This window comes from Nostoc sp. TCL240-02, from assembly GCF_013343235.1.
Classification (GTDB): domain Bacteria; phylum Cyanobacteriota; class Cyanobacteriia; order Cyanobacteriales; family Nostocaceae; genus Nostoc.
Genome location: NZ_CP040094.1, coordinates 1,718,562 through 1,735,717, shown reverse-complemented (window position 1 = coordinate 1,735,717; position 17,156 = coordinate 1,718,562). Strand labels below are relative to the sequence as shown.

The 17,156-nt window shown below is 42.1% G+C and carries 15 protein-coding genes; 6 read left to right on the top strand and 9 right to left on the bottom strand.

Translation table 11 applies throughout. The annotated features are described in order from the left end of the window. Nucleotides 1-115: 115 nt before the first annotated feature. Entirely contained in the window at nt 116-1,501 is a 1,386-nt protein-coding gene (locus FBB35_RS07555; RefSeq protein WP_174709150.1) for an AAA-like domain-containing protein, read from the bottom strand. A 221-nt stretch (nt 1,502-1,722) separates the two neighbouring features. Next, on the bottom strand, nt 1,723-2,385 hold the full coding sequence (locus tag FBB35_RS07550) for a class I SAM-dependent methyltransferase (protein ID WP_174709149.1): 663 nt from the start codon (nt 2,383-2,385) through the stop codon (nt 1,723-1,725). Nucleotides 2,386-2,517: 132 nt separating this feature from the next. Here FBB35_RS07550 and FBB35_RS07545 point away from each other — a divergent pair, with 132 nt between their 5' ends. Continuing rightward, nucleotides 2,518-4,509, top strand: coding sequence for an alpha-amylase family glycosyl hydrolase (locus FBB35_RS07545; RefSeq protein ID WP_174709148.1), 1,992 nt, complete (start codon nt 2,518-2,520; stop codon nt 4,507-4,509). 438 nt (nt 4,510-4,947) lie between these two features. Further along, a complete protein-coding gene (locus FBB35_RS07540; RefSeq protein WP_174713553.1) occupies nt 4,948-5,886 on the top strand; it encodes a phosphoribulokinase in 939 nt (312 codons plus the stop codon). A gap of 42 nt (nt 5,887-5,928) precedes the next feature. Here the strand turns inward: FBB35_RS07540 and FBB35_RS07535 are convergent, their stop codons facing one another. Then, nucleotides 5,929-6,192, bottom strand: coding sequence for a hypothetical protein (locus FBB35_RS07535; protein WP_174709147.1), 264 nt, complete (start codon nt 6,190-6,192; stop codon nt 5,929-5,931). Then, nucleotides 6,189-6,419: a hypothetical protein gene (locus tag FBB35_RS07530; RefSeq protein ID WP_174709146.1), complete on the bottom strand. Its 231-nt coding sequence runs from the start codon at nt 6,417-6,419 to the stop codon at nt 6,189-6,191. The genes FBB35_RS07535 and FBB35_RS07530 overlap by 4 nt, the downstream gene beginning before the upstream one ends. Nucleotides 6,420-7,005: 586 nt before the next feature. On the opposite strand from FBB35_RS07530, the gene radC reads away from it, so the two are divergent. After that, entirely contained in the window at nt 7,006-7,737 is a 732-nt protein-coding gene (gene radC / locus FBB35_RS07525) for a DNA repair protein RadC (protein WP_174709145.1), read from the top strand. Nucleotides 7,738-7,981: 244 nt separating this feature from the next. Continuing rightward, the gene (locus FBB35_RS07520) at nt 7,982-9,535 is read left to right on the top strand and encodes a sodium:proton antiporter (protein ID WP_174709144.1); all 1,554 of its coding nucleotides are present in this window, start codon (nt 7,982-7,984) and stop codon (nt 9,533-9,535) included. A gap of 254 nt (nt 9,536-9,789) precedes the next feature. Here FBB35_RS07520 and FBB35_RS07515 read toward each other — a convergent pair whose 3' ends face one another. From FBB35_RS07515 to FBB35_RS07495, 5 genes are all read right to left on the bottom strand, one after another. Continuing rightward, the gene (locus tag FBB35_RS07515) at nt 9,790-10,347 is read right to left on the bottom strand and encodes a DUF3124 domain-containing protein (protein WP_174709143.1); all 558 of its coding nucleotides are present in this window, start codon (nt 10,345-10,347) and stop codon (nt 9,790-9,792) included. A gap of 75 nt (nt 10,348-10,422) precedes the next feature. Continuing rightward, nucleotides 10,423-11,100, bottom strand: a complete 678-nt coding sequence (locus FBB35_RS07510; protein ID WP_174709142.1) for a TrkA family potassium uptake protein — start codon at nt 11,098-11,100, stop codon at nt 10,423-10,425. Between the two features lie 92 nt (nt 11,101-11,192). Continuing rightward, entirely contained in the window at nt 11,193-14,216 is a 3,024-nt protein-coding gene (locus tag FBB35_RS07505; protein ID WP_174709141.1) for an MFS transporter, read from the bottom strand. 353 nt (nt 14,217-14,569) lie between these two features. Then, on the bottom strand, nt 14,570-15,103 hold the full coding sequence (gene infC / locus FBB35_RS07500) for a translation initiation factor IF-3 (protein WP_174709140.1): 534 nt from the start codon (nt 15,101-15,103) through the stop codon (nt 14,570-14,572). 664 nt (nt 15,104-15,767) lie between these two features. Then, a complete protein-coding gene (locus FBB35_RS07495) occupies nt 15,768-16,250 on the bottom strand; it encodes a DUF4385 domain-containing protein (RefSeq protein ID WP_174709139.1) in 483 nt (160 codons plus the stop codon). Nucleotides 16,251-16,327: 77 nt separating this feature from the next. Here FBB35_RS07495 and FBB35_RS07490 point away from each other — a divergent pair, with 77 nt between their 5' ends. Then, the gene (locus FBB35_RS07490) at nt 16,328-16,795 is read left to right on the top strand and encodes a VOC family protein (protein WP_174709138.1); all 468 of its coding nucleotides are present in this window, start codon (nt 16,328-16,330) and stop codon (nt 16,793-16,795) included. A gap of 43 nt (nt 16,796-16,838) precedes the next feature. After that, complete coding sequence (locus FBB35_RS07485; protein ID WP_174713552.1) at nt 16,839-17,120, top strand: hypothetical protein; 282 nt, start codon at nt 16,839-16,841, stop codon at nt 17,118-17,120. The last annotated feature ends 36 nt before the right edge of the window (nt 17,121-17,156 follow it).

Below are 17,156 nucleotides of genomic sequence, written 5' to 3'. Positions count from 1 at the left end.
TTAGTTATCGTTCTTAATAAATAAGTTTGGATCGGAACAATAGATTTAATTCATATTAAGAACGAGAATTACTTATTTTGATTATTTATCTTTTAACAGTCTACCAGAATCATTACTATCCTGAGTGCTTTCTAAGCTGTTGACTAAAGTAAAGGCGATATAACTCACACATAACATGAGCTTGATTACCGTTGAGTTTAACCAAACCCATACTTTCTAGCTTGTAAGCAGCGATCGCATCTAACTCTACTTTTTCATCTGTTGCAATTACCTGTTGCATCGCTGACATTAATTTTGGGTCTTTTTGCAGTAAGCTCAATAGTTCCCGTAAATGCTGACTATAAATTCCCACTGGTGTAGATGCAGTTTCCAGTAATGTCTCTAATGTCATTTCCTCCTGACATAGATGATAAAGTGCAAGGCTCACCAAGTAAGGATGTCCTCCTACCATTGCTTGTAGGGGTACAAGGCGTTTTGCCCCTTCGGAGTCTGCTGCACAATTTAGCCCGTAACGCAATGCTAAATTCTGTACCTGATTGAGAGTAAATGGTGGCAGCGTAATTGTAATCCCAACATTGAAAGGCGATTGGTTAAGCTTTAGTGGAATATAGATTTCTGTGGTGTGAACTACCACCATTCGTAGTTTTTGCCAGATTTGATCCTGCTTTGCTTGTTCGTGCCAAAATCGCAGCATTGGCAAAAAATCTTGGGCAATATTGGGATGTTCAAAAACTCGATGAACTTCATTCAAAGCCAAAACTAGAGGACTATTATCAATGTATTGCAGTAGATATGCTTCAAAATAAATTTTACAGCTTACCTTGCTGCCCATTTCCGTATCCCAAAAATCATCTAAACAGGGAAGGAGATTTAACTGTCTGCTGACATTGACACAAAACCAACGCAAAAATTTATCAAGAGAAGCAAAAACGTCTTGATCGGCTTCTTGAAAGTCCAAATAGACGATTTGATAACCTTGCTCTCTAGCATAAGCAATCATCCGGTTGAGCAGCGAACTTTTTCCTGTCTTTCTAGGTGCTTTGATTCGGATTAAGCAACCAGGGTATAAAATCTCGTTACAAACAAGTTCTTCCAGAGGAGGGCGGTTGATGTAAAGAGGAGAACCCAGTGGTACGGGGCCGCTAGGAAATTCAATCTTGCTTGCTGAAAACGAGTCTGGAGACACCATTTCTAAATTAGATTTTTCATTGAATTCTTGTTGGCTCTGATTATCCCGATCGCCTATTTTTTCTTGCAGGTATTTCTTCAAGGCTAAATGCAGATTTTTTTTGGTTATTTTTTTTCCAAGTGCGATGGAAAGGTCTTGCCACAACTCAGAGCCGACTTCCTTGATGTAATTGTTGCGGTAGCCTGATTCCTCTGCCATTTCACCATAAGTTTTGCCCAACCACGACTGAGACAGCACAAAACACTGAATGGAAGCAAGAGGCTTGTCTTGCAGAATTGTTTCTACTGCTTGCAGAATATCTTCTACGGACATTAAAGTTTAAACAATGACTAGATATATTTATTTATTTTGACCTATTAGTAATATACAACTGAATAAATACTTAAAAAAAGAAAAATAAATTTCTAATAATACAGTTTTTTAGACTATAATTTAATATTGCTTACTTCAAAAAGCTTGTTTATTTTTAAACAAGATTAGGGAAAGTCAAGTATTAACCTAACCGGATTGGGTTTTGAAAAGTTAGAAAGACATCACTTTTTCAGTGCCAGAGTCAAACCATCTGCGATCGCTACTAAACTCAGACTAACTCGCTGGTCTTGATGCAGCTTTTGATTAAAGGCACGAATTCTTTTAGTTCTATTATCCTGCACTTGGGGGTCGGCAACCCTGCCTGACCAGAGGACATTATCGATCGCAATCAGTCCCCCTCTTCGTACTAATTGCAGCGATCGCTCATAATAACTATCATAGTTGCTCTTATCTGCATCGATGAAAGCAAAATCAAAGCTTTCCGCCTCTCCTGTTGCCAGTAAACCATCTAAAGTCTCCAAAGCTGGGGCAATGTGCAGTTGAATTTTATCCGCCACTCCAGCTTGCTGCCAATAACGCCGAGCGATCGTTGTAAATTCTTCACTCACATCACAGGCTACCACCTTCCCATCGCTCGGTAACGCCAAGGCCACCACCAGGGAACTATAACCTGTAAATACCCCAACTTCCAGAGTTTTTTTGGCTCCTAGCAACTGCACCAGTAACGCCAAAAATTGCCCCTGTTCAGGAGCAATCTGCATTCTACCTACTGGATGCTGGGCTGTTTCTTGCCTCAATTGGGTTAAAATTTCTGGTTCTCGGAGAGAGACTGATAGTAAATAGTCATAAAGGTTTTGTTCGAGTCCTAGTGTTTGAGTGGTCATAACGTGCGTTTTTCTTTTACCTAAACCCCACAGACTACTTTAATTGCGCCGACCGACTTATCATCTGGAATAAAGCTCGGCTGTTGTGTAAGAACTTCATAGCTGAACTTTGATGACCTAGAGGTTTTTCTAATGCCTATTGATCTATTAAGCCGTAAAAAAACTCATTTTGTCTTGTGGCGTGTCGGTGCTTCAGAACTAGCTCCCACTCTTTACATTGGCAACACTACTCCCGAAAGCCCAGACAGATTAGCTCAATTTAGAGAAATTCCGCTTCGTCAATCAGCAGAATTTCCAGAATTGTGGGAAGTTTCGGCTAAAGAATCTGGTCTGATTGAAGGACAGGTATACTTTTACTGGTTTAAAGTCCGCAACTCAGACCCTTACGCAGCTGCCAATGCTAACCAAATTCTCTACTGTACAGATCCAACAGCGACGACTGTAGATCGGCGCTTTCCTGCACCAACGCCGTCAGAATCGGGAGGCGTTACTAGCTCAGATCCGGCAAGCGTCGTGCTTTATCAAAATGGGATGCTGATTCCTTGCGATCCCGAAGGGCAAACTGTAAATTGGGAAGGCGATGCTCCTTTAGAGACGCTGCCAACCAATAATCAACTGGTAATTTATGAATTACCAACCCGATGGACAAAGATTAACTCAAATGGATTGGTTGAAGAAGGAGTCGGGACATTTCGTGATGTACTTGCACTGTTGATACCAGAAGCGATCGCTCCGACTTTTCCCATGATTACCGCCTTGAAGAACCGCGCTCATCTTGGGGAACTGGGAATCAACGCCTTAGAACTTCTGCCACCAGAAGACAGTGATGATAATCTCAATTGGGGTTATGGTACAGCAAATTATTTTGCAGCAGATTTTGACTTAGGCCGCCCAGATAGCCAATCAGCACCGACTGCTTCAACTGATTTAGCTAATCTAATTAAAGTCTGCCATCAGCAAGGGTTGCGCTTTTTTGTGGATGTGGTGATGGCATTCTCGCGGAATAACCCTTACCATAACGTTAATTTTTTGGAATTTTACATCAAATGGGCTAGTGGCGATCCAGAACAAGGGTCAAGAGATGGCTTTGGTGGAGATTTATTTAAGTACAACTATTGGGTAGAGGGCTATAACCCCACTACTGGGCAAAAGTCTTGGCTTGTACCAGCCCGTGAATACTTAAAAGCCCATATTGCCCACTGGTTAGAATACTATCGAGTTGATGGTCTGCGGTTGGATAGCGTGAACAATATTGCCAACTATGACTTTTTGCAAGAATTTAAGGATTTTGCCCGCACCCTTTGGGACAAAAGAGGCGGAAGTGGCAATCGCTTCCTTGTAGTTGGCGAAGAGTTGAGTGTACCGCTATCTCTTATCCAACAAAATCGTCTAGATGGACTTTGGAATGAAAAGTTTAAGCAAATCATCCGACAAGTGATTTTAGGTAAGAATGCCTGGGATGAACCCAGCTTTGAATGGAGTATCCGCAAACTAATTGATTGCCGAAACTTAGGCTTTACAGATGGCTCTCAGGCGGTAAACTATATAACTTCCCATGATGTTGGCGGTTATGGTAACGAGCGTTTCTTTAGCTACTTGCTTAGTAATGGAATTGCTGATACTGAACCGCGTATTAAGTTAGCATTTGTTTCCCTGCTGACCTCTGTAGGAATTCCCATGATCCTGGCTGGAGATGAATTTGCCGATCAACAAGATTTGCCTCCAACAGACGATCATAAGCAAATTGACCCGGTTAACTACAGTCGTGTGAAAGATGAATGGCGGCAACGAATTTTCCAATATGTTGCGAGGTTAGTTCGCTTGCGTAAAACTTCTCATGCTTTAGCTGTGAATGATACTAAATTTATTCATGTTGACTTTAATGATGGTAAACGAGTTCTAGTCTGGCAACGTGGTAATAAAGCCGATCAATTAGTAGTTGTAGTGGCGAATTTCTCTGACTACGGTACTCCTCCTGCTTCTGAGTACAGAGTCCCGAATTGGCCTGCAACCCCAGTTGGCAAACAGTGGAAGGAAATTACTCAAGAGCGGATAGTTCCATCAGAATGGGTAGGCAGAGAAGGTATCTTCCCTTGGGAAGCGAAAGTGTATGCTCTAGTTTAATCTTGATACCACTCAGTGAAAGACGATCTTAGGTCTGACTGGAAGAGGCAGGGGGAAAAGGAGCAGGGAGCGGGGGGAGCAAGCCCTTTCCCCCTGCGTGCGTGGAGCGGAGCATGGGTAGGTTCGCGGAGCGTCTCGAAGAGAAGCCCCGCCCTTCCAGGGCGCTCTTGCTGGGGCGGAGTACAAGCTCCGTCCCAGTCTTCCCCCTTGCTCCCTGCTCCCTTGCTCCCCTGCCTCTTGTGATCTATTTCTATTGCTAGGGTGAAACAAGCTATGTAGATTGCAACTATTATGCAATAAACCAGCGCACAGATACTTTATATGTAGAGATATTGCATACCAAGCCTTTGCTTGAGTTACTGGACTAAACCCTTCTAGAATAAAAACTATTGTAGGGAAATTCTATTAAAAAACATTACTTATATTCTGGGAGGTATGATGAGCCGTCCAATAATTCTTGGTATTGTCGGCGACAGCGCTGCTGGGAAAACAACACTAACGCGGGGAATCGCTCAAGCACTCGGCCCAGAAAATGTCACAATCATCTGTACAGATGATTACCACCGTTATGATCGCCAACAACGTGCAGAAATTGGCATCACTGCTCTCCACCCAGACTGCAACCACTTAGATATTATGCAGCAACATCTCTCGCTGCTACGCACAGGACAACCAATTCTCAAGCCAGTTTATAGCCACAAAACAGGCACATTCGAGGCACCGCATTATATCAAGCCCAGTAAATTCGTGATTATCGAAGGATTGCTTGGTTATTCTACTCGTGCCGCCCGTGATTCTTATGATGTTAAAGTCTACCTTGCGCCTCCTGAAGAGTTACGTGCTAAGTGGAAAGTCAAGCGAGATACGCAAAAGCGGGGGTACACACCGGAACAGGTACTAGCAGAACTAGACAAACGCGAACCAGACTCAGCCCAGTTTATCCGTCCGCAGCGCCAATGGTCTGATATAGTCATTAGTTTTTATCCACCCACTGATGAAGATGATGAAAGCAATGGACATTTAAATGTCAGATTGGTACTGCGTCCGACAATTCCGCATCCAGATTTCACCGTAATTACCAATTCTAGCTATGGTAATTCTGACTCAGCCATCCGCCTGGGACTTGACAGGGATATGTGTAAGCCGGTAGATGTGTTAGAAGTTGATGGTCATGCCACCTTAGAACAGGTGAATAAGCTAGAGCATATTATTTGTTCTGATATGCCCCATTTACGTAGTATTTGCGATCGCGAAAGTAATCCCGAACTGGGTAAAATTGCTGGCACAACTGGGGAGACATTGCAAAGTTACCCTCTTGCTCTCACCCAGCTAATTATCACCTACCACATGCTCAAAGCAACGCAAATTTATCAGTAAGTGGGATAGAGAGTAGTATAATTTCACCAATTCAAAGACGACTTACGAAAAGAACCGTTCATAATCATCATGGCTACCAATCCAAAACCATGTAACTATATCGCCTTCTAGCACTCCAAGCACTCGATAACCTCTTGTCACTCTTACAGACCAAATACCCTCTTGGCTATTGATGCACTTGAAATGCAAAGACGGGTGAAATGGATTTTGTATCCACAATCGGTAACTTTTCCTGGCACTCTGTCTGATATCATCGCTTAACTTACCATATTCAAACCAAAATGAGGGCAGCACTGCGGATTTCATAATTGATCGTAATCTAACGCCTTAGCTTGTCCCTCAGCGATTTCTTGTTTAGCACGCTGTGCAGCAGCTACAAGTTTTTGTTGCGTTCTCTCAAAAGATTCGTTCCATTGAATTTCATCTTGTAAGTCATTAATGTATTCTCGAAGATGCTCTGCAACTCGATCCTGGGCTTCAACAGATAAAGACTCCATCATCTTCAATACAGTAGCGATCGCTGCGGATGACATGGTGTGCGGCTCTCATATAAAATTCTTTTATTAAAGCTAGCACCAATTGCAGCTTAGTTTAACTTTACTGACAGAGGGTTCGCTCTTCTATTACTCTTGTCAAATAAAAATTAGAATTCTTGATTTCTAAAGCTTTGATAAATTTATGGGTGGGTTGGGTTGAGGAACGAAACTCAACACGAAAAATCCTTGGTTTTGTTGGGTTTAACTCTGTTCAACCCAACCTACGTTTTTCCCTTTGATTCAGAGTCATAAAAGAGCGCTAAGTAGGTAGGCACAATTAAATCTAACTATGTAAGTTTCTGTAAAGTACCAGAAAGGCTTTGAACATAAGCTTTTAAGCAATTTACATGTCGTAATCTAGTTGTATTCGGCAGGTGTGAATCGACGAATCAGTACAAATGGTTCTGTGGGTTCGGGAACACCAAAGCGCTTTTGCAAATCGTTTCCAACTTCTTGAATTTTAGAATGAAATTACCCACACAAGCTTACCAAGGTTAAAGATTTTCTCAAATAAAGATGATTTGGGAAGCAAACAAGGGATAAATAAGAATAGTTGGATGTGTGGTGACAATTTTCTTAGTTTATGACCTATTGCCTCAGAATTGCCGACCTACCTACAAATGAGCGTCCGCGTGAGCGATTAATGACGCATGGAGCCAAAATTTTAGCCACAGCAGAGTTAATCGCAATTCTTCTAGGCACTGGTCAAGGCCCAGGAAAACTATCTGCTGTGGGTTTGGGACAATATATCTTGAGCGAACTAGGCAAACATCAACGCGATCCTTTGGCAACTCTCCGAGAAGTTAGCCCCGCAGAGTTAATGCAAATTTCTGGTGTTGGCCCGGCGAAAGCGACAAGTATCTTAGCAGCAATTGAATTAGGCAAACGCGCCTTTCAATGTCGGCCCAATGATGGCACATTGATTGATAGCCCACTTGCGGCTGCTGCTACCCTCAGTCAAGATTTGATGTGGCAGACACAAGAACGTTTTGCAGTGGTGTTATTAGATGTCAAGAATCGTTTATTGGGTACACAAGTAATTACCATTGGCACAGCAACCGAAACCTTAGCTTCTCCCCGTGATATTTTTCGGGAAGTTATTCGTCAAGGCGCAACGCGGGCAATAGTTGCCCACAACCATCCTTCTGGGAACCTTGAACCCAGCCAGGAAGATATAGAATTAACGCACCAGTTGTTAGCAGGAGCGCAGCTTTTGGGCATTCCGGTACTAGATCATCTGATTTTGGGTAATGGCAATCATCAGAGTTTACGGGAAATAACAACCTTGTGGGATGAACATCCGCAAGGGGATTAGTCATTATCAACAAAGAGGCTCTTAGATGGGGGCAGGGAGAAATGGCCCCTTCTTCCTGCTGTGAAGCCTACTGTGTAAACATTATGATAATTACAATAGAGGAATGAAAGTGGGGTTTTAAAAATAAGTCGCACATCGCGTTACATACCATTTCTTGAGAGAAAATATGATTCCTATCGCAATCCTAAATGAGTTTTGAAAAATATAGATAATAGTAAAGTTAAAACAACTTCCAAAAATCACAGTGGATGTTACCGAATTAGTCAAAGTTTCAATTATTCTCTTGCTCCTTGCTACAGGAGTAGCTTTGCTATCCCGGCGGTTGGGAATCCCTTATGTTACGGGTTTAGTATTAGCAGGTTTGCCCATCACTGAGCTATTATCTCGTCCGATTGGTTTAAATCCAATCCTTGTTTTGGAGCTTTTCCTACCAATTCTCCTCTTTGAAGCTGGTATTAATACAGATGTCAGCCGCCTACGCAGCACCTTTAAACCAATTGCTCTACTTGCTGGACCAGGGGCTGTGCTTTCTAGCGCGATTATTGCAGTACTGTTGAAATTTGGGCTGGGACTAAGTTGGATACCTGCTTTATTTGTCGGAGTAATGCTGGCAAACACTGATACAGTTTCAATGATTGCCGTCTTTAAGGAAATACCAGTACCCTCCCGGCTTTCCACCATCGTTGAAGGAGAAACCCTATTTAATGATGCTGCTGCCCTGGTTATGTTCAACCTAATTGTGCAAGTATATTCAACAGGTTCACTCACATTTATAGAGGGAATCCAACAACTGCTAGTTATCTCTCTAGGGGGCTGCGTTGTGGGGCTAGTCTTGGGCTACTTGAGTATACCTATATTCGCCCGTTTAGATGATGCTCTTAGCAGTCTTTTACTGACAGTTGCGGTTGCATTAGGAACTTTTCAGGTTGGGCAATTTCTCGGTGTATCAGGTGCTGTGGCTGTAGTTGTTGCGGGATTAATTTTCGGGAATTTAGGGCTTTCTCAGAATACTTCTGCTTCTAGTCGCATCACCTTGTTGAGTTTCTGGGAATATGCCAGTTTTACTGTCAACACCTTTATTTTTCTGCTAATTGGTGTAGAAATAGACCTGATAACGCTCTGGAGAACTTTACCTGCGATTCTATTTGTAGTTTTAGCTTATCAAATTGGGCGAGTTTTGACAGTTTATCCGTTGCTAGCAGGGATTCGTTTGATTGACCGTCCAATTCCGTTGCGCTGGCAACATTTACTGTTTTTAGGTAACATCAAAGGTTCGCTCTCGATGGCTCTGGCTTTGAGTTTACCTACAACACTACCAGGGCGAGATGTTCTCATCGCTTTAGTTTTTGGTAGTGTGCTGGTGTCATTAGTTGGACAGGGTTTAAGTTTGCCTTGGGTGGTAAAACGCTTAAAATTATCTAAATTTTCAGAAGCTCAACAACAGGTTGAAGAATTGCAAGCACAGTTGATGACGGGTAAGGCAGCACAAGATGAATTAGATAGCCTGTTGAAATCAGGGGTATTACCAAAAGCTGTTTATGAAGAGATGCGTTCAGCTTATCAAGTGCGAATTGCTGGTGCAGAAAAGATACTGCGGGAACTTTATAATCGTCGTTCTGATGATGTGGACGGCAAAAGTAACAGCAGTGGTAAACTTGATGCCATTCGCCGCCGTTTATTGCTGGCAGAAAAAGGAGCGCTTAATGAGGCGATGCGGAAGCGAATTCTCTCAGAAGAAATTGTGCGTGGACGGATACAAAATCTTGATGAACAATTACTGAAGTTAGATGATGATTAAATATGGGGAATTGGGAATTAAGGATGGAGAATAGTCTGAGCTTTGTGAGTGAACCTTTGAGCTTTTGCTGATTGATTAAAATCTGCTGCCTCCTGTTAAACATTAAGTCAGAGACTCAATTAATACATTCTCATAGAGAGCACAGGAACGAGGAAAAACTTAATTACGAATTACGAACTTGTATTGAGCGTAGCCGTAAAGCCTGCGGCATAGCTACGCTTCAGGTGCAGCCTCTCGCAGAGAAGAATTACGAATTACGAAGGCGATCGCTTATCATTATTTTGATTTTTAATCACCCTACCAGGACTGATAAAAGAAATTCCTTGTTGAAAGTCAGTACCAATCATGACTGCCTCCACTATAGGTTCGGATATTTCGGTTTGAGCTACCCACTCAACAATAAAGTTTGCGCCTAAACCTCCACTGGTGTCATTTCTATTTATAAAAAAATCTGTAGAAGCTAGGGCATCAAGTTGAATAGGTTGCTCCAAATACTCTTTAACTAATTTCCCCTCTGAGTTATAGTAGCGTACAGCAGTAATAACGATCGGATTAGTCAAATCTGTATTCCGAACACTGAGCGTAACGGCTAACTCGAAAATCTCCTGCTTATTGTGATGATAGATATGGGAATAGACAGGGACATAAACAGTTTGACCGCTTGCTATCTTAAAATTTTTATCTAGCGTCACTACTTTTTGAACTGGGGTTGCTTGAATTGCATCGGGTTGTGACTTGGGTGGAATATTTGTTGATTGACAAGATGCAAGAAAAATAACAGCGATCGCTAAAATATATAGATACGGTTTCATCAAAACTATTTACACCCATTTTTTATCAGTATGTAGTTAATCCCACCTAATAAATACTTTAGGTAGGGATTGCGCTCAACATCTTTGCTCAATAAAATCAATGACTTGATGTAAAGATCCTGGTTTAGTCACAATCAACACTGTTGAATGAGGTTCCAGTATTGTACTGCCGTTAGGAATCATCAAATCTTCGTGAGGATGGGATTGATAACCAATAATTAGCGAACCACTGGGAAATCGGACATCCTGAGCGATTTCGGCAACACTACGACCAGCAACATAGCAATTGTTTGGGATGGCAAGTTTCAGAACCTCAATCTGTCCTTGCTCAAAATGCATCATTGATTCCACTTGGGGATACTCAATGGCATTCACCATTGTTGAAACTGATAGTTCAACAGTACTGACGATATGGTTGGCTCCAGCTATCCGCAATGGTTCGGCAAAATCGGGGTGGCGCATCCGACTCAAAATATGGGTGACACCATAGTGTTTAGCAAGAGTTACCATTGCCAAGTTTAAAGCATCACTTCTTAAGACAGCTGCCAAGGAACCAGCTTTGCGAATCCCAGCTTCTAACAATACTTCTGTACTCACAGCACTGCCTTCAAAAGCCATTGCTCCTACTTGTTCACGGGCATAACGGCAAGCGATAGGGTCAATATCAATTACAGCAACAGTATGTCCTAGCTCTACTAGTTTTTGGGCTAAACTTAAGCCCACTAAGCCTGCTCCACCTATTAGTACGTACATGGCTGTTCCTGATATTCTTGGAATTTTTACTTCACTTTACAGGTTAACAAACACATACACTGGTAGTAAGGGTGTACAGATGTACGCCCCTACTATTCATTAATTGTCGAGATTTGTGAATTTTTAAAGTTGTGTTTTTCGAGTAACTCTTTAACTTGAGCGGCCACCAAAGGATGTGGATCTTTTTGTAACTGGGGTAAGATTTGCAGGAGGACACGATGTGAAACCATATTTAGATATGCGATCGCAGCTTCTCTAACAAAACCTGTTGGATGACGCAAACTCACTAAAATCTCGGAACTGGTAAGTCTAATGCGAGTCACTTGAGCAAAATGGAAACAACAAGCTAGACACCAATCAGAAAGGAAGTTACCTAACATCAGCAATCTGTGGAGGCGATCGCTAACTAGCATGTTCTCATATTCTACGATCTTGGCTTCTACAAGATGTTGTAATTTTTCTGACTGCGGTCGGTTATCTAAAATATTCAGTAACAGAGACTTAGAAGGCAAAGTTACGGTATGCTCTAAGATTTCTAAACCCCTTGCTAAGTTTACCACTGAGAGCGATCGCAGATTAAATGCTGCTGCCTGCATCTTTTCTGGTGAGTAAAGCAGTCTGAGCAACAGTAGCAGCCGCTCTTTGACATCCAATTCCAATTCTAAAAGGGCGCGTTGCAGTAGCTCAGAGACAATCACAATCCTCTCACTTGATTGATGATTTTCTTTTTCATCTAATATTTTCAAGTCTATATATGCACCATAAATCTCACCTAAAAACTTTAATTCCTGCTCAATTAAATTTTCTACCCGACTTTGATAAAACCGATCTACTAAACCTCTAATTCCTGGTTGTTTATGTATTTTTAGTAAGCTCCGAAGAATATGATCCCTAGTTATACCCCAGGATGTCTCCAAGTTTTCCCATAAAGTCTCTAATGCTTCCTGAGTGCCAATTTGAGCAATGGTACGCCAAGCGTACATCCGCACTACTTCTGGTTTATAAATATTGGTAGCTAACCGCAACAGCATCTCTATCGCTTCATTTTCCAGTCGCACTAGGGATGACATTGCTGTAGTGCGGGTTGATTTGTAATAAAGTGCTGCAATCAGCGCCGAATAGTATTCCTCTAAATGGGTTGCTGCAATCATTTCCAATACGGCACAGCGCACCCGTAACGATTCATCTTGTAATAAATTCGGAATGTGAATCCGTAGCGCTTGTAAATAAACTGCTTCTCTAAGCGCTCTAACTCCATTCACCCGTTCCCGTTCTTTCTTATGAGTCAACATCCGCCGCATAGTTTGGGTAGCTGCTACCTTTTGCATCGGCGTTCCCTGACGTAAGACTAAAGCGGCTGCGGTAGCGCGGATGAGTGAGTTTTGGCGGGGGTTAAGATATTCTTCTAGGATGCTTAAATTGGGATTTGGTTCAGCTAGCCAAACGTAGCGTAGCGCTAGGGCGAAAACTTCGGGGTTAGTTTCTTGGGGTTGTTCTAACAAAGGACGAATGGCGGATAGATAAGCGAGATTTGCACCTGCTGTCAGCATCACTTCCAAACTTTGACGCTGCAAATCTGGGGTTAACTTAACTAACAGGGGTGCTAAAACTTCCGCAGCTCCTTGAGAGTCAATTTGGGCTAAAAGTTCAATACAAGAGCGTTTATCTGCCTCGCTGCCTTTTTCTCCCAAGGCTTTGACTACACCTTGCTTAAAGAATCGTAAGCCGACATTGGTTGCACTCAACTGGCCCCGTGCCACACTCAAGACTAACAGTTCAACGTAGCGCGATCGCAATTCCCAAACTACTGTTAAACAGGTGCTAGCTATTAGCATTGTTTCTGCCACCAACACCCACTTTTGCAGGGATACGGGAACAAAGCGGCTACAAAATAATAGAGTTGCAAAAATTAGCGCTCCTGTCAAACCTGTAGCGATCGCTTCGGCTGTTCCGCCAGATAAAGTCTGCATCCGGCTGCGAATTGACTCGGGAATCGGTTGGTAGAGGATGGGACCGCTACTCATGACAAAGGTATAGCGCAGAAGTTCATCGCAAAATTTGACAATTATCAGACCCCAGAAAAAGCTTTGCGATTGTATGGCTGGAATTAAATGGAAAAATACCAGCACTCCTGGTAGTGAAAAGCCTACTGTAATTGGTAAAAGTGTCGCGGTGAAAAATACCCCCATCCGTTCAATGAGTCGGCTAGAAATAAACCACTGCAATAACAACTCACACAGTCCCAACATCCCACCAAAAAGACCCAAGAAACTGGCGAGTTCTCGGTCGCCCAAATTGGACTGGAGTTCGCGCAGATATTGAAAATCTATTAACAACCCAATGACTTGCAACAGACCGACAAAAGCAAACAATTGCCAAACATACCGCTTCAGCGGACTTTTAATAAAGCGCTCTCGTGAAGCTTGTTCTTCAGGAACTAGTCTTTGTGGGGTTTCAGGAAAAGCTGCTCGATAGTGATTAGTTAAATAGAATAAAATCGCCGATCCTAATAAAATCACAAAACAGGCGATGAAGATGATCTTATTCAGCGAGGTGTATTGCACTAGCCAAGGCAAACTAAAGCCACTAATCACATCTGCTACCAAAAGTCCACTACTCACCAGTGGGTAAGTCCGCTTAATCTCGCGAATGTTAAATATTTGGTTAGCGACGATGGAGGTGTTGAGATCGTTGACTACATAAAGGGCATCTACCCATAGCCGCAGCAGAAAGGCCGAAATAACTACCAGGTAAGAAACATGAGATCCCCAACGTAATAAAACTAATAGAAGTAATGGCATCAACATGCAAGGTGCGATCGCTACAATTACCCGGCGTAAGGGAAAAATTCTTTGCAGCCAAGAGTATAAAAAAACCAGTGCTGCGCTCATAACGGCACTGGCAATATACATCCACGGCAATAAATGAGTCCCATATTCATCCAAAAACAGCGCCACCGTACTGTCCTCTGCCCACCGCAATCCTACACATACAGTTGTGTAAAAAATAAACATTAGCTGAGTTCGTTCACTCTCCTCTGGCCGGAGATTCACCCACTGTAGTAGTCGTGGTAAAACAACTTTATTTACAGCAAACCAGTGATTTTTCAGTTCCATGCAGTTTTATTTTCTGGTAGTATCACCGCGCAATAGGGGCAGGGAGCAGGGAAGGCAGGAAGACAAGGGGGACAAGGGGGAATTATTGAACAAGTCCTTGTCTCTTTTTCATGTTCAATGCCCAATGCCCAATTCCCCATTCCCTATTCCCCCTTCCCCATTCCCTCATCCTCTGGAAATAGCAAAAATCCTGAGCAACTGAGTATTATGTTTCCCACTCAGCCTTCAAGACTATCGATTTGAGATAAATTTAAACGACTTCAAAGCTTTGGGTATATCTTGCATCCAAACGAAAAAACCCCTGACTTCTCGCCAGGGGTTTTTCAAACTTGGTCTATTAAACAGTTAGAGGATTATTTTTTGGGCGAGATAAGCATCATCATGTTTCGCCCTTCTTTTTTAGGCGCTTGTTGAAGCTCACCAAAAGGCTCCAAATCCGTTGCCATTCGCTTGAGCAAATCTTCTGCTAGGTCGCTGTGTTGAATTTCTCGACCCCGGAACATCACAGTCGCTTTGACTTTATCGCCATCTTTCAAAAAGCGCTCTGCTTGCTTAACACGCACGTTGTAGTCGTGTTCTTCTATTTTGTAACGCATCTTAACTTCTTTGACATCAGCCGTGTGCTGCTTTTTCCGGGCTTCCCGCGCCTTTTTCTCCTGCTCAAACTTATATTTCCCGTAGTCCATAATCCGACAAACTGGCGGGTCAGCTTTGTCACTTATAAGCACCAAATCTAACTCTTTCTCTTCTGCTAGTTGTAGTGCTTCCTGTGGGGACATAATTCCCAATTGGGCACCGTCAGTATCAATGACCCGAATTTTCGGGAAGCGAATTCGTTCGTTAATTTGGGGCAGATCGCGAGTTCTTTTCTTCTCAATCACAGGCATTATGATTTGTGGGAGCTCTTAATGAAGGATTTGGTGTGGTCTTGATTGGTATGCCTCAGAGGCAAAATACGGAAATAACTCAGGACTGAAAACATAGTCTACAGTTCTAGAGTAACTAATCCACAAAATAGTTGCGTCGTTGTATTTGTCATTTTACTAACTCTGAGAGAATTTCTTTGCAATAGTTAATCTAAATTACACAACCTAGACACATGTTAAATATTATTACAAGTTTTGCTCAATAATGTTGATAGTCGAATTAAGCACTGTTTTTCTAGAATACCAAGCTTACAGTATGTAGATACATCTAGTAAAATTTATGTAATATATCACCTTACATTAAGTATTTTAGCATTTAAAAGGGCAGTTAGAAACCGTAGCTACACTAGGTTTTACCCTCCTGCGTGGGTTGGAAACCCTCCATTTTCCTGAGACTACCCTGCGGCAAGGCTTTGTTGAGGTTTGTATAGCTGCTCATAGAACAAGGTAGTAATCAGATTGACACTATCAGGTCTAAAGACACGCTCGATTCTCCAAGTCAAGTTCACCTTCCCTCTTTAGCTTCGTGAGCGTTCTCAAGGTTAGAGGAAAAGCAATAACACACAGGCGAACTTCGTTTATTATGCAAGATGAACTGCAATTTCTAATGGCCAGGTATATTGATTTACAAAGGTGAGGTGCTTTCATACATCTGTTTATGCTTGGCTAAAAGCTCTTGATATTTCTCATTTGTCTTTGCTTGTATCCACTTGGCTTTAAAAATTGCTGCTGACTCGGCTTTAACAGGGTCTTCTTCGTAAGGAAGAATTTCTTTTTTCGAACCTGAAGTTTCCGAATTTTGTTTATATTTTCTGCCTGTTTTATGATTAGCATAACGGCGAGAGCGAGTATAACCCATTTGGATAAACTTTCGTGCCATATCTGCGCCGATAAAATCATCTTGTTTTAGATAATCAAGAAACATTTCGTAGATTTTTTCACTTGATTCTCTAGCAATCTCAGGAGTTTTGAACCGCCAGTAGGTAAGAATTTCTGATTTGTATGGTTCTACTAAAAGTACGCCCTGTTCACCCTTACCAACGCGATATAGTTCAGGATGTTGGCGAAAATCGATATTTTTAAAGTCTAAAGAATAATCAAATGCCATGATAGATTTTTATTAGAAATAATAAACTTTAAGTAAAAAGTTCAGCTTCTATCCTAGTAAGGAGATTTTCTTCTACTATGCTATCTAGCACTCCCTCTGTGAACAGTGTCCTTGCGCCAGGAAATTTGCGTAAAGTGCATCACATTGCCCTAAATGTCCAGGATATGCAAGCTTCCCGCTACTTTTATGGCACAATCTTGGGTTTACACGAACTTACAGGCGACGAAGTACCCGCAACTCTGACGGAACTTGTCGCATTAGGGAAAGTAGCCAACTTTATTACCCCAGATGGGACGATACTGGATTTATTTGGGGAACCAAAATTATCACCACCAGATCCTAATCCAGAGAAGACATTCACCAGAGCTTACCATTTGGCTTTTGACATCGATCCGCAGTTATTCGATCGCGCAGTGACAGTGATCGGAGAAAATAAAATAGCGATCGCATACGGCCCAGTCACTCGTCCTACTGGTAGAGGTGTGTATTTTTACGATCCAGATGGCTTTATGATTGAAATTCGTTGCGATCCAGAAGCTAGTTAACTTAGGGGTAAAAACAAAAGTATCTACCATGACCGCGAAACTCATCCAAATATTTAAAGTAATTGAAGACACAATCGCAAAACCGCCAATTCCACACGAACCATACAAGCAATCATTGAAAGCCTGGGCGATGTATTGTTTACGAGACAAAGGTTTTATAGTTGTTTATGCTCAAAATGCCGACTTTGCGATTGAAAGAAAAGGCGAAGAAAAGCTATATTTTAAAGTTTCAAATAGTCCCGATGATTTAGATAATTCTGTTAGCTGGATTGTTTGGGATAGCGCAACTAAAAACGTCACTCTCATTTCCCAAAAAATAGACTGATATCAAAAAAGGGCTATAGTCATAGAATTTTACTCC